This is a genomic window from Methanococcoides sp. LMO-2, assembly GCF_038432375.1.
Classification (GTDB): Archaea; Halobacteriota; Methanosarcinia; order Methanosarcinales; family Methanosarcinaceae; genus Methanococcoides; species Methanococcoides cohabitans.
The window spans coordinates 525,283-538,800 of sequence record NZ_JBCAUS010000002.1 but is presented as its reverse complement, the minus strand read 5'-3'; the positions used below and the strand labels follow the sequence as shown (position 1 = coordinate 538,800).

The 13,518-nt window shown below is 42.5% G+C and carries 13 protein-coding genes; 6 read left to right on the top strand and 7 right to left on the bottom strand.

The window, feature by feature from the left end; all coding sequences use genetic code 11:
- Positions 1–399: 399 nt before the first annotated feature.
- From mtaC to WOA13_RS02770, 5 genes are all read left to right on the top strand, one after another.
- Entirely contained in the window at positions 400–1,170 is a 771-nt protein-coding gene (mtaC, locus tag WOA13_RS02790; protein ID WP_342126468.1) for a methanol--corrinoid protein MtaC, read from the top strand.
- Positions 1,171–1,184: 14 nt separating this feature from the next.
- Positions 1,185–2,570, top strand: coding sequence for a methanol--corrinoid protein co-methyltransferase MtaB (gene mtaB, locus WOA13_RS02785; RefSeq protein WP_342126467.1), 1,386 nt, complete (start codon positions 1,185–1,187; stop codon positions 2,568–2,570).
- A gap of 329 nt (positions 2,571–2,899) precedes the next feature.
- Positions 2,900–3,517, top strand: a complete 618-nt coding sequence (locus tag WOA13_RS02780) for an acetate uptake transporter (protein ID WP_342126466.1) — start codon at positions 2,900–2,902, stop codon at positions 3,515–3,517.
- A gap of 87 nt (positions 3,518–3,604) precedes the next feature.
- On the top strand, positions 3,605–4,450 hold the full coding sequence (locus WOA13_RS02775) for a cation diffusion facilitator family transporter (protein WP_342126465.1): 846 nt from the start codon (positions 3,605–3,607) through the stop codon (positions 4,448–4,450).
- An 83-nt stretch (positions 4,451–4,533) separates the two neighbouring features.
- A complete protein-coding gene (locus tag WOA13_RS02770) occupies positions 4,534–6,450 on the top strand; it encodes a hydantoinase/oxoprolinase family protein (RefSeq protein ID WP_342126464.1) in 1,917 nt (638 codons plus the stop codon).
- Between the two features lie 152 nt (positions 6,451–6,602).
- Here WOA13_RS02770 and WOA13_RS02765 read toward each other — a convergent pair whose 3' ends face one another.
- From WOA13_RS02765 to WOA13_RS02755, 3 genes are all read right to left on the bottom strand, one after another.
- Positions 6,603–7,766, bottom strand: coding sequence for a GTP-binding protein (locus WOA13_RS02765; protein ID WP_342126463.1), 1,164 nt, complete (start codon positions 7,764–7,766; stop codon positions 6,603–6,605).
- 143 nt (positions 7,767–7,909) lie between these two features.
- Positions 7,910–9,034 (bottom strand): MFS transporter, encoded by a 1,125-nt coding sequence (locus WOA13_RS02760; protein ID WP_342126462.1) that lies wholly within the window; start codon positions 9,032–9,034, stop codon positions 7,910–7,912.
- A 163-nt stretch (positions 9,035–9,197) separates the two neighbouring features.
- Positions 9,198–9,422, bottom strand: a complete 225-nt coding sequence (locus WOA13_RS02755; RefSeq protein ID WP_342126461.1) for a hypothetical protein — start codon at positions 9,420–9,422, stop codon at positions 9,198–9,200.
- Between the two features lie 143 nt (positions 9,423–9,565).
- On the opposite strand from WOA13_RS02755, the gene WOA13_RS02750 reads away from it, so the two are divergent.
- A complete protein-coding gene (locus WOA13_RS02750) occupies positions 9,566–10,075 on the top strand; it encodes a shikimate kinase (protein WP_342126460.1) in 510 nt (169 codons plus the stop codon).
- Positions 10,076–10,163: 88 nt separating this feature from the next.
- Here the strand turns inward: WOA13_RS02750 and WOA13_RS02745 are convergent, their stop codons facing one another.
- The 4 genes from WOA13_RS02745 to WOA13_RS02730 all read right to left on the bottom strand — a co-directional run bounded on the left by WOA13_RS02745 (position 10,164) and on the right by WOA13_RS02730 (position 13,498).
- On the bottom strand, positions 10,164–11,525 hold the full coding sequence (locus tag WOA13_RS02745; protein WP_342126459.1) for a PFL family protein: 1,362 nt from the start codon (positions 11,523–11,525) through the stop codon (positions 10,164–10,166).
- A 13-nt stretch (positions 11,526–11,538) separates the two neighbouring features.
- The gene (locus WOA13_RS02740) at positions 11,539–11,817 is read right to left on the bottom strand and encodes an ACT domain-containing protein (RefSeq protein ID WP_048205152.1); all 279 of its coding nucleotides are present in this window, start codon (positions 11,815–11,817) and stop codon (positions 11,539–11,541) included.
- Between the two features lie 181 nt (positions 11,818–11,998).
- On the bottom strand, positions 11,999–12,430 hold the full coding sequence (locus tag WOA13_RS02735) for a hypothetical protein (RefSeq protein WP_342126458.1): 432 nt from the start codon (positions 12,428–12,430) through the stop codon (positions 11,999–12,001).
- A 120-nt stretch (positions 12,431–12,550) separates the two neighbouring features.
- Positions 12,551–13,498, bottom strand: a complete 948-nt coding sequence (locus tag WOA13_RS02730; protein ID WP_342126457.1) for a calcium/sodium antiporter — start codon at positions 13,496–13,498, stop codon at positions 12,551–12,553.
- Positions 13,499–13,518: the final 20 nt, after the last annotated feature.

The window sequence follows — 13,518 nt, the reverse complement described above, 5'->3', positions numbered from 1 at the left end:
TATTCAGTGTCTATCGGCATTTTTATCTTATTTATAATCGTTTTATTTATTCTTACTTCATTCAATATCTTTATATATTATATTAAATCAACAGATTATTTTTAATTATATATAAGTATACTTGCTATATATTATATGTTATTTCGATTTTATCTCTCTGGTCCCTTATAATTTCAATATCAATAGGCGTCTTTTTATTTTAAAAATTACTCTTAAAAATATATTATTTTTACCAGTTAGTTTATATAGTAAAACTATTAAATGCAAAAGTTTATATACTAGCATACTAGACGTCTTATCAGGGTTTCAGAATGAAATCCTATGGATTGGATCGATGACGATCTTCTAGTTTTAGAATGGTCGTCTCAAACATCAGTAAAAAAATAAAGGAAGTAAAACATGACCAGTCTTGACATAGACCCCAGTGAGATTCTGGTAAGGTACAATGTACAAATGGAAAAGGCAATGTCTCCTGAAGATGCAGCGGCTGAACTTTATCCAACCGATGAGTTATACAGGCCAATTGCAGAAGCTATCTTTGAAGGTGAGGAAGACGACGTTATTGAAGGGCTTGAAGCTGCAATCGATGCAGGTAAGAACCCAATTGCATTGATCGACGATGCACTTATGGTAGGTATGAAGGTTGTTACAGATCTGTACGACCAGGGTGTAATTTTCCTGCCAAACGTCATGATGTCTGCAGATGCAATGCTTGATGGTATTGAGTTCTGTAAGGATCAGTCCGATGAAGCACCTGTTTCAAAGGGTAAAGTTGTCTGCCACGTAGCAGAAGGAGATGTACACGACATTGGTAAGACCATTGTAGCAGCACTTCTCAGAGCAAACGGATATGAGGTAGTTGACCTTGGCCGTGATGTTCCTGTAGATGAAGTTATTGAAGCTGTCAAAGCTGAGAACCCAATCATGCTTACAGGTACTGCACTGATGACAACAACAATGTATGCTTTCAAGGCTGTCAACGACAGGCTTCTTGAAGCAGGTATTAAGGTCCCATTCGCATGTGGCGGTGGAGCAGTTAACCAGGACTTCGTAACTACCTACGAGCTTGGTGTCTATGGTGAGGAAGCAGCTGACGCACCAAAGATCGCAGATCAGATCGTTGCTGGTGCAGCTCTTGATGCACTGAAAGAGGAATTCCACAAACACTGAATGGGGTGAGAAATATGGCAATAAACAGATACACAAAGATGGCATATGGCAGTGCAGATGAAATGGTCTTCGGTAAATCCAAGTTCCCTGTAAAAGCAGGACTCGGTCTTGAGATCGGTGCCGGTTACGCTACTCCTGAAGTAAACTATGCTCCAAGACCTGAAGCAGGTGCATCAAAGGAGAAGCTGGTCAAGGAATACCAGAGGATCACCACAGATATCATGAACCGTATGGTTCAGGTAGGTTTCCCATCTGTAGTACTTGAGACAGAACACGTTGAACAGATGACCAACAACCCAACCTGGGGAGGAGCGGTCGCACATGCACAGAAAGAGATCATGGAAGAATTCCACGATGAATACGGTATCAAATGTGCATTAAGACACACCCCTGGTGACATTCGTGAAGACCGTGATTTCCTTGAGCTCAGAGGCGACAAGTTCAACACCCTTATGGAGTCCTTTGAGGAAGTAGCATCAAACGGTGCTGACCTGCTTTCCATTGAGACAATGGGTGGTAAGGAAGTATTCGACTATGCTATCCTGAGGAACGATGTACCAGGTATGCTCTACGCAATTGGATGCCTTGGTACCATTGACATGGACTTCATCTGGCAGGAGATCGCCAGCGTTGCTAAGAAGAACAACGTTCTTGCAGCCGGTGACACTGACTGTTCCGAAGCAAACACTGCAATGTTCATTGCAGGTGGTCTTCTTGACAAGAACCTTGCTCACACACTTGCAATCATTGCAAGGGCAATCTCAGCACCAAGATCACTCGCAGCATACGAGGCAGGAGCTGTAGGTCCAGGTAAGGACTGTGGATATGAGAACACCATCGTAAAATCAATTGCTGGTGTCCCAATTGCACAGGAAGGTAAGAGCTCAACCTGCGCACACTCTGATGTCATGGGTAACCTTGTCATGCAGTGCTGTGATCTCTGGTCCAACGAGTCTGTTGAATACCACGCAGAGTTTGGTGGTACTTCTGTACAGTGCTGGTCAGAATCACTTGCATATGACTGTGCTCTTATGAACACAGCAACTGCAACAGGTCAGGAGAAGACCCTCAGGGATCTTATGGTACTTTCCGACAAGTACAGGGACCCACAGGGCTATGTGCTTGCATATGACAACGCATACCGCGTTGGTGAGGCAATTGTCAAAGACGGTAATGACATCTACCTCCGTGCAAAGAACGCTGCACTCAAATCCATCGAGATCATGGAAGAAGGAGTAGCTGGCAAGCTCGAGCTCACAAGATTCGAGAAGGGTGCACTCGCAGATGCAAAGGAAGCACTGTCCGGACTTACAGATGACAAGGACACCTTCATGAGCGACTGCATGGCCAAGTACAAGGAAGAAGTCAAGGTATTCCTGCCTGAGAACTACGGTCTCTAAGCAGTTTGACGAAGAGTTTTTCCAAACGTGGACAGTAGCCCCATTCCCCTTGGGGCTACTATCATCACCTAGAAAATTACCCTTGTGTTACAGACATTTTCATGAACCTTTTCACTAACTAAGAAAACTCTTACTAAAACAAACGAATATATAGGAGGCGATATCCAGGAATTTACAAACTCCTTTATCTCCTTTGAATAATCAGTTTTTATTTTCACTGAGTATGTGTTTACTCTATTATATATTACAATTTATAATCTTTTGAATATTTATGATTAATTCGTAGTTTACAACATCCATTATTACAATAAAACAGGAAGTGATTATATTTGACAAACAATGAAGAGGCTCCAGAAAACTGTGTTTTATGTAAGCCTGAGAATGAATTTCATATAATTGATAAAACATCAGATCATGCACCACTCGGATTCATGGGACTTGGTCTTGCTGCTACAATGCTTGGCCTGATGGGGTCAGGATTCTTTGCAGATGCTACAATGGTAGTATCAATGTCCATTTTCCTTGGTGGATTTGCACAGGTATTTGCAGGAATTGAAGGTTGGAAGAAAGGAGATGTGTTCGGAGCAACAGCATTCTCAGCTTTTGGCCTGTTCTGGTTCTCCTTTGCGTTTATACTGATGTCTACAGGACTTGCAAGTGGAGTTCTCGGTGCAGCCAGTGCAGCATCCGTTGGATTCTACCTTTTGATATGGGGCATCGTTTCCCTTGTGTTGTTGCTTGTTACATTTAAGATCGGCATCAAGGCAATAATTGTGGTGTTTATTGCACTTACACTGACATTCTTCCTGAATGCAGCAGCAAACCTTGGAATAGGTGTTGGATCACTTGCAGGTTACGTAACTTTGATACTTGGAATTTCTGCATTGTACACTTCACTTGCACTTGTGGCAAATTCCGTCTTTGGTAAGACCATTGCACCTCTGTGAAATTAAGGTATAAGGTACGTATTTCCAGGTTTTAGGCCGGTCTTCTGGCCGGCTGAAACCTGATGACTGAAAAATGAAGGGATCAATATGTGGACAATATATTCAGTAAAGGGAATATCATTTGCGATCTTCTTAGTTTATCTGGCAATTTCAGTACTGGAGCTAACGATAGGAATCTTTGCTGGACTTTCTGCAATTGAATCAATTGGATATTATTCACTTTTTGTCTGTATAATCGTATTTGCCAGAATATTTGTTCCACATCTAGTTTCGCAGTTTACTGACAAAGATCATCCATATGGATACAAAAAATATGGTTCATTGATGTCTCTTTCTGTTGCTTTGATGTTTGTTCTGTTTGGCATATACATTCTAAAAACGATGATCTTAGCTATATCAGTAGATAATTATTATAAATTCTATTCATTTGTGATTGCAATATTAGTTATTTCAATAATTCTGGATATTTTAATACTGAGAACCAAAAAAGAGGATCCAACCTTAGGAATAAAAGACATTTTTATCCCCTCTCTGATAGAAACAAATCTTTTATTGTCAATTGTAGTTGTAGGGGTTCTGTTATCTGGTACTATTTATCCATTGGCAGAAATTCTGGTCGTATTTCTGATCGTTGCATTTCTTTTCAAGGAATGTGCATCCATTATTGTGGAATCCAGTAATACATTATGTGATGCACGCATACTTGATGAATCCGCAGTATGCAGTATAGTGAATTCTATAGATGGCGTGGAGGAGTGCTATATGGTGCGTGCACATGGAGCTTCGCAAAGTCTCTTTGTTGATCTTCGTGTAAAGGTATTGTCTGATATGCATATCAGGGATACACAACGTTTGATTGCACGCATTGAAAATGATCTAAAAAGAACGTATAGGGGAGTATCGGACGTATTTGTCCACATTGAACCCCTATAATGTTCCTATTTGGCATGAATAATCGATTCCGATCGGACCTGGTACTATCCGATCGTTACCGATAGAAAGAACGGTGATTAATAATGCAATATAGTTTAGGTATAGATGCAGGTGGAACGTATACGGATGCAATCCTTGTGAGGGATTCGGACAGGTCGGTTGTAACTTCCAATAAGGCCTTGACCACATATCCTGATCTGATCGAGGGAATTAAAAATGCCATAGATGGTATCGATGAGAGTTATCTGGAAAAAGTAAAACTTGTATCGCTTTCTACAACACTTGCTACAAATACTGTTCTGGAAGATACTGGTTATCCCGTAGGTCTTATTCTTGCAGGTGATCATAATGTTGAAAAGGATTTTCCCACAAATGACATCATTTTCGTTTCAGGTGGCCATGACCATATGGGCGAAGAGATGGCTCCCCTGGACATAGAAGCGGTGAAACATTTTGTGAAAGGAGTACATGATAATGTATCCGCATTTGCCGTTTCTTCACATTTTAGCATACGCAATCCTGAGCATGAACTGCGCGTAAAAGAACTTATCACGAAACTTACAGGTAAGCCGGTGGTATGCGGCCATGAACTTTCCCAGGACATTGGTGCCTATGAGAGATCAGTGACGGCTTACCTGAATGCACAGTTGCTTCCTGTAGGGAAACATTTCATAAACGCGATCATAGCCGAAATGAAAAGAAGGCGAATGCATGCCCGGCTTATCATGCTCAAATGTGATGGTTCGGTTGTTGGTATCGGGGATGCACTTGAAAGACCCATTGAGACGATCTTCTCCGGACCGGCTGCAAGCCTGATAGGGGCGTCCTATCTTGCTGAAATAGGCACCTGTGCTGTGGTAGACGTTGGTGGAACAAGTACTGATGTTTCCATGCTTTACGAAAATGTCCCGGACCTTAGTGAGGCAGGAGCAGTTGTCGGTGGATGGCAGACAAAGGTCAAGGCTATTCACATGGAAACCTCTGCAATGGGTGGAGACAGCCATATCTGGACAAAGGATAAAAAAGTCTACATAGGGCCGAGAAGGGTAGAGCCATTATGTCTTGCTGCTGTTAAATACAAAGGATTTCTTGAAAAGCTAAAGAGGACAGTTGTTCCTTCACGCAGGCTTTTTGATGAGAACATCCAGCCTACAAAGTTTTTTGTGAGGACAGAACATGAGATCGTTGATCTGACGGAGAATGAGGAGATGGTCTTGTCCGTAATAGGTTCAGATCCCGTTTCCTTCGATGAGATGTCCACAGTATTGAAAAAACCTCCATCATCCTTTGTGTTGAGTTCCCTGATAAAGAAAAGGCTTATCCAGGCGATCGGATTTACCCCAACAGATGTATTGCATGTTTTGGGCGAGTACGACGAGTGGAACTCCGAGGCCTCCAAGCTGGGTGCGGATGTCATTGCAAAGCTCAATAACACAGGTAAATATGAGCTTTCAGCTTCCCTGAAAAAAAGGTTTGCCAGGAATATGGCTTTTGGACTGATGTCCTATCTCCTGCCAGGGGTGGATGGATCAGGTATTGAAATGATAGTGGATGGGAAATTCAGGGCAAAGTTCGATGTGGAAGTTCCGGTGGTTCTCTTGGGTGGTCCTGTAATTGCTTACAAGGACGATGTCAGGTCCTTCATAAATGCTGAGGTAATTGTTCCGGATCATGCTGAGGTTGGCAATGCAGCAGGAGCACTATTCGGAAAAGGCATCAAGAGGATAGAGATAATGATAAAGCCAGAATCTGTGAATAATCCTGACAGGGACTTCTTTGTCTTCTCTCCCGATGGAAGGCTTAAATTTGATACATATGTACAGGCATTATCGTTTGCCAATGACCATGGCAGATCGCTTACCTATAGTTACATGAGTGAATGTGGTATCAGGGAAAGTAACGTTAACGTGACGGTGACAGAAAAGCATGTTTCACCTGAAGGCTGGAGGCATCCTCCGATGGAATCGAAACTAACCTTTGTTGGTGTAGGTATAATCTGAAAGCGAATGTTGTATTTTAAAATTGGATTTATTCTCCGTACCTTTCATTTTAGTTCACAGAATTAGTTTAATCCCGTATTGAAATAAAATAAAATAAAATAACTCCTGATATTCATTTTTTAGGAGCTCCGAATAAATGAAGGTAATCATCTTTAATGATGGTGTGTATGTCCGTGTTCATGATGGTGATGTGGGTCAAGCTTCTCAATGGCAATTCCATAGCTGTTGAATACATCTGTTGCGAAGTTGTCCACTATCTTCACAAGATCATCTTTATCCATGTTTGAGATCGCTGAAAGTATCTTCAACTTGAATGTCTCATTCTCGCCTGTCTCTATCAGTTCTAATTGTGGTTCTTCAAAGTATGCGGTAACGTTCATTTTAACTGTATCCGCATCAGAATCAAGGAACATCTTGATGTGGCCTATGAACTCAGGACTATGCTTCATAACCTCTGCCTTTATTTTGGTCATGATATCCCTGGCTATCATCTTTGATCTTTCGATATCTGTGCCATCTTTGATCTTATATTCGGCAGCATAGGTTGCAACACCAGATGCATCGATGGAACTCTCTGTTTCCTGTTCGTCCTGTATGATCTCCATATGTTCCTTGCTGACAAGTGAGATGCCATTTGCAGGAGCAATAGATAATTTAGCCGCTTCAGTAGCTTTAGTTTGTTGAAGTTCGGCGCCCGGGGAACCATCCCGTATTTCTTCCGGAAATACCATATCCATAAAATCATAGAATTTCTCATCTCTGTCATTTCCGGAGATGCGTATCACTTTTGCTTTCCTGTTGAGCTGTTGAACGGATTCTTCTATGATAGGTATTTGCAGATTATCCATAAGGTCGACCTTGTTGATGGCAAGGATCTCTGCATCTTCGATCTGACGTGTTGAGAAATGCTTCATCTCTTTTAGAAGGTGTTTGAACCTGCTTCCATCGATCAGTGTCACAAGTGGTGCGATCTCCGCTCCCTCTCCCAGGTCCATCAGTTCGATCTCTCTTTTGATAACGTTGGGGAATGCAATTCCGGTAGGTTCAATTATGAGGACGTCCGGATTGTAGGAATTGAAAAGCGTTATTACTGTCGATCGAAGCCCCATCTTGAGTGAACAACAGATACATCCGTTTGTGATCTCTTTTGTATCGAAACCGAATTTATTGATGATATCACCATCGATCCCGATCTCTCCTATCTCGTTAACAATAATGGCAACCTTGTGCCCTTTGTCGACGAGATACTTCCCAGTATTGATTATCGTGGTGGTCTTTCCGCTTCCGAGAAAACCGCCAACTACAAGTGTTAGCATTTTAGTAGCTCCTCTTTTCTTTTTCAGGAACGTGTCATCCGATCCAAAAATGATACGTTCTCCCTTTATATGTTCGATATTACTTGTTATTATAGCTTTTGATATTAATTTCAGCTAAAGGAGCTGTTATACGAAAGGCGTTGTTAATTCGCATTTTGTCCCGGGAAACGATCGAAGAACAGAGTTGTACCAAACAGCAGCCCGGTAGCTATGAATATCGTTACGGTATCAAAAACCCCTGTAAATACTCCTGCTATAAGCGGCATCAATGCCAGGCCGGCGTAGATGCAGGTGTTATAGATCCCCATTGCTATCCCATGTTCTATCTTCATGTCAGTAATCGCCAGTGGAAGTCCAAGGAGCATTATCCCTGACCCAAGACCGATCACAGTGAATCCCGCCATCGGGTAATAGATGGTTAAGAGTATCCCGATCGTCGCTATAATTATCCCTTTTTTGATCAGCTCATCATAGCCATAGTTAAAGCGTGCTATTGTGAGCGATGAGAACATCGTTGAAATATATAATAGCGATATAGCTATCCCCAGTTCTGTTTTTGTAAGGGTTCCAATGCTATACTCCGGATAGAGGGAGACCAGGACACCGCTTGATCCCGCAAGCAGGAAAGAGATGATCCATATACTGAGGGAACTTCTGCTGGTAATGAATGAAAGATAGGCTCTTGCTGATAACATCTCTTTTCCGGGTATGTCTTCCTGATCCTGTTTTCTGGTAGGGCAGATCATGTAGTAGAATGCGAAAGCAAGAGTGAAAGCCGTCAGTATAACGAATAGATAGATCCCGTATTTGATACCTGTCTCTGCAAGATACCCTGTGATCGCGACACCTGCAGCAAGTCCCCCGTTGAGAAGGAAATTAAACTCTCCTATATATCGCATCTTTTTTGTGAACAGTGCCAGCCTTGAAAATGCAGCAGGGAAGAACGCACCGCATGATGCACCTTCAATAAAGCGTGCCAGCACAAGTATAGTGAAATTATCCGTGAATGAAATAAAGATGCCTGAGATGAATGACAGTATCAGTCCAAATATAACAAATTTCATGCTGCAGAACCTGTCACTGAGGATCCCGAAAGGTAGCATGGTGAAAAGTGCGCCCAGGAAGAAAGCTGAATACAAAAGGCTGGTTGAGGTAACAGCTGTTGTCTGGCCGGTAGCTGCGAGCTCAGGCAGTACGGGTATAACTGCATTTGAAAGCCCCATTATGACAAAAACGGAAGAATAGAGTAAGAACCTTTCATGATCCATGATATTGCCTGTTATTTGCATGGAAGCTAGATAAGTTTTTACATCTTTTTGCAAATTGTAAAAAAGCTGTAGCTATTTTTAGAATCAGGCTCTTTCCAGTATAAAGTATACACTAAGGGTGTATAGCATTTCATCTTTTAATGGAGTGCCATTTGAATTCTTTTTAGCGTAATATCTCGTATTTCTTGTTGAATACATATGATTCGATTATGGAAACCATGCCGCTCTTGTGTTTAATTATATAATCGCCGGCCTTTCCTTTTAAAATTCCCACTGGAGTCCTTACGCTAAAATCAGTTTCCATGCGTAGTGCATGGCCAATAGGTGCCTTTAATTTCTGCCTGGCGGCAGAGAGGTTACCCTCCAGACTTTCCTTGAACTGATCCATCTGAATCCTCCTATATATAATGAGAAGTTTCCAAATATAAAGGTACCCATATTCTATAAATATATTTATTAATATATTCTATGTTTGTGAAATTATTTATCCTATCCAGATAATCTTTCAGGAAATCACGTACGAGTTGAAACATGAACATCACGCTTATCGGAATGTCAGGTGCAGGCAAGACAACGATTGGGAAGTTGCTCTCAAAGAAACTGGGTTATGGCTTAGTTGATGTAGATGACCTGATCAAAGCAAGGATCGATACCGATCTCCAGTCATTCATTGACTCTGCCGGAGAGGAGGCATTTCTCGATATGGAGAAGAAGGCTGTCCTTGATCTTACTCCCTCGGGAAGTTGCATCATTGCAACTGGTGGAAGTGTGGTCTACTCGGAAGATGCTATGGATCACTTGGGTTCCATTTCAACAATAGTGTATTTGGATGCTCCTTTTGGACGTATAGCTCGCAGGATCGATCCATCTAAGAGAGGAGTTGTGGGCTTTAAGGAGAAGACACTGGAAGAGCTGTATCGGGAACGCAGGATGCTTTATGAAAAGTATATGGATGTTCATATCAAAATAAAGAAAAATGAAGGAAAAGCTGCTATTGTAAACAGGATCATTGATCTGTGTTTTAAGAAAAATGATAGTTGAGCTTCCCCTTTTTCCTGTAGTTGTTCTGCTTCTTCCTGCTTTTTGATTTGTATAGTTCCTTTCGAAACCGATCCTTTGGTTCTCAATATCAGTTTGTGAGTGCCTGTATAGGCGCAGGTATCCTTCCGCCTCTTCCGATGAACTCATCTGAACTGAATTTGGAAACGGACATTACAGGTGCACGTCCCAGAAGTCCGCCGTATTCAACATTGTCACCAACTTTCTTTCCGGGTGCAGGTATAAGACGCACAGCGGTTGTCTTTTTGTTGATCATACCGATTGCCATCTCGTCGGCAATTATCGCTGATATCGTGGATGCGCTTGTATCTCCGGGAATTGCTATCATGTCAAGTCCCACAGAGCAGACACTTGTCATAGCTTCCAGTTTTTCAAGACTTAATGCACCGATCTCCACAGCATGTATCATGCCTGCGTCCTCACTTACCGGTATGAATGCACCACTCAGGCCACCCACGTACGATGATGCCATAGATCCGCCCTTTTTCACGGCGTCGTTGAGAAGAGCAAGAGCTGCTGTTGTCCCGTGGGTCCCGCAGTTCTGGAGTCCCATTGCTTCAAGGATCGCGGCTACACTGTCACCTATCTCCGGTGTAGGTGCCAGGGACAGGTCCACAACTCCAAATTCCACATTTAGACGACGGGAAACTTCCCTTCCAACCATCTCTCCCATCCTTGTGATCTTAAAGGCTGTCTTCTTGATGGCTTCTGATATTTCCCCCAGATCAGGATCTTTGAGTTCCCTTATGGTGGAGTTAACTACTCCAGGACCGCTTACTCCGACATTGATCACACAGTCCGGTTCACCCACTCCGTGGAATGCACCAGCCATGAACGGATTATCCTCCGGCGCATTTGCGAATACCACAAGTTTGGCACAGCCGATACCATCATCATTTTTTGTTGCATCAGCGGTCTTTTTGATAATCTCTCCCATCATTGCCACAGCATCCATGTTGATGCCTGCCTTTGTTGTAGCCACGTTGATAGATGAGCAGACCTTATTTGTGGTTGCAAGTGCCTGAGGAAGGGAATTGATAAGCTTTATGTCCCCGGGTGTTGCTCCCTTATGCACAAGGGCGCTGAACCCTCCAATAAAATCGATACCCAGATCTTCTGCTGCACGGTCAAGTGTCTTTGCGATGGATACATAGTCATCCGTATCACAGCTTTCTGCAACAATGGCTATGGGGGTGACAGCTATGCGCTTATTTATAATGGGTATTCCGTAAAGGTTCTGGATCTCCTCTGTGGTCTTTACAAGATCCTTAGCATAGCCGGTGATCTTCTCATAGATCCTCTCGTTGAGCACATCAATTTCATTGTGGGAGCAACCAAGGAGATTGATCCCCATTGTAACGGTCCTGATATCGAGGTTCTCCGCTTTGATCATATGGATGGTCTCAAGTATCTCTTCCGGATGGACAAGCATGTCTCAACCTCCCTTAGATCCTGTGCATGAAGCGGAATGCATCCTCATGCTGCACACGTACTTCCACTCCAAGTTTTTCTCCCTCTTCTGACATAGCCTTCTGGAACGCAGTGAGGTCGAAGTTCTCATCCTTTGCGCCTGCCAGCATTATCATGGTGAACAGGTCTTCCATAAGGGTCTGGCTGATATCAACGATGTTCACATTGAAATCTGCCATTACCTTTGTGATATTAGCAACAATGCCTATCTTGTCTATACCGATAACAGTGATTATGAAGCGGGTTGAGGTCATTTCTCTATCCTTCTCGTAAAATGGTTGAATGTGATTCTGAGGACTATACTATGTGATTGATTATAGTTCTTTACCTTTTGCGAAGAATATGTCGAGGTAATATCTTTTTTATTCAATGGATAAAATTAAATGGAAATTAAAAAAGATGAATATTGCGGAAAGACCGCATATTCATAAAATATTATTCTTCCGGCATTCCAAAAGTCATAACTTGTCCTGTCTCATCGGTAACAGTCATAACTCCATCAATCATTGTCATTTTTGATACAACATCACCTGCATCATTGTAGCTAGTCCAGATCATCATCTCAGCTTCTTCTGACCACAGGTATTCTACTTTTGCAATGTCTTCATCAGAATTATCGATCTCGACGATTGCTTTGCATAGTGTTACTCCATTAACAACCTCAGTTCCTACAACTTCCATTTCCATGGTTTGACCTTCTGGGTCTTGCATGGTCACCACCGTTCCTACAGGACACCACTCATTTTCAGCATCTGTAGGTGTTGTTACAGTTACTTCATATTCATCGTCTGTATAGGTAGTTGTCTCTGAGTCATCTCCTGAACATCCGGCGGCTATCATGGTGATAGCTATCAATAATATCAACAATATTTTCCTCATAATAATTCCTCACAAAAAAATGGTGCTTGTTATGATTTAAGCATTATGGGGTTTCAAATGTAGATTCTCAATGTATGAAAATATAGGGTAATATGTACATTCTATTTTTTAGTTATAGAACATGAAAAGGCCTGCAATATAGGCAAAATATGTGATCATGATGACCCCGCCTTCCCATCTTTCAAGCTTCTTCCCTGTAATTCCGAATATTACGAGCATCAGCATGATAAGGATCATGACCGGGAAGTCATAGCTAAGGGACTGGTCCAGAATAGGGAGTGTGCGTATCTGTGAAGAAAATCCAAGTATCATTGCAATATCCATTGTGTTTGCTCCCAGGATATTGCCGATCGAAAGGTCCTGATGTCCTTTCAATGTTGCAGAAATGGCAGTAATCAACTCTGGAAGGGATGTTCCAAGGGCTACCAGTGTCAGGCCGATGATCATTTCAGGGATTCCCAGCCAGTATGCGATCTCTGTTCCGCTATCCACAAGTAAGCGACTGCCGATAACCACACAGGCTGAACCGATCACAAAATAGAATATGTCGGTCTTCATTTCTTTCAGGGATAGCTTTTCCCTTTTCTTTTCCGATCCGTTGAATATTGCGGACTGGAGGCGGTAGTTGTAGTAAAGGAAACCGAGGAAGATCAGAAGCAGGAACAGGCCATCGATTGCTGTGAGGCTGCCATCCAGTGTTAAGGCTATGAGCGCAAATCCTGAAAAGAGCATAATGGCACCTTTATGCAGGAAGGATTCTTCTTCGATACGAATTGCCTTGATAGATATGACGACCCCAAGTGCCAGGCCGATGTTACAGATAGCTGAACCTACTGCATTTCCAATGGTCAGGTCGGTGTGGCCTATGTATGCGGCAATCGCAGAAACGGTGAATTCGGGAGCTGTTGTGGCAAAGCTCACGATAGTGGCGCCGATGATGATCTTTGGGAGTCCGCTCTTGGTTGAGATCGATACTGCGGACTCGATGAACCAGTCTGCTCCTTTGGTAATGAGAATAAGGCCTAAAAGGAAAAGCAATAAAGTCGAGATCACCATGGTCTCCTCTATAGCTTTCC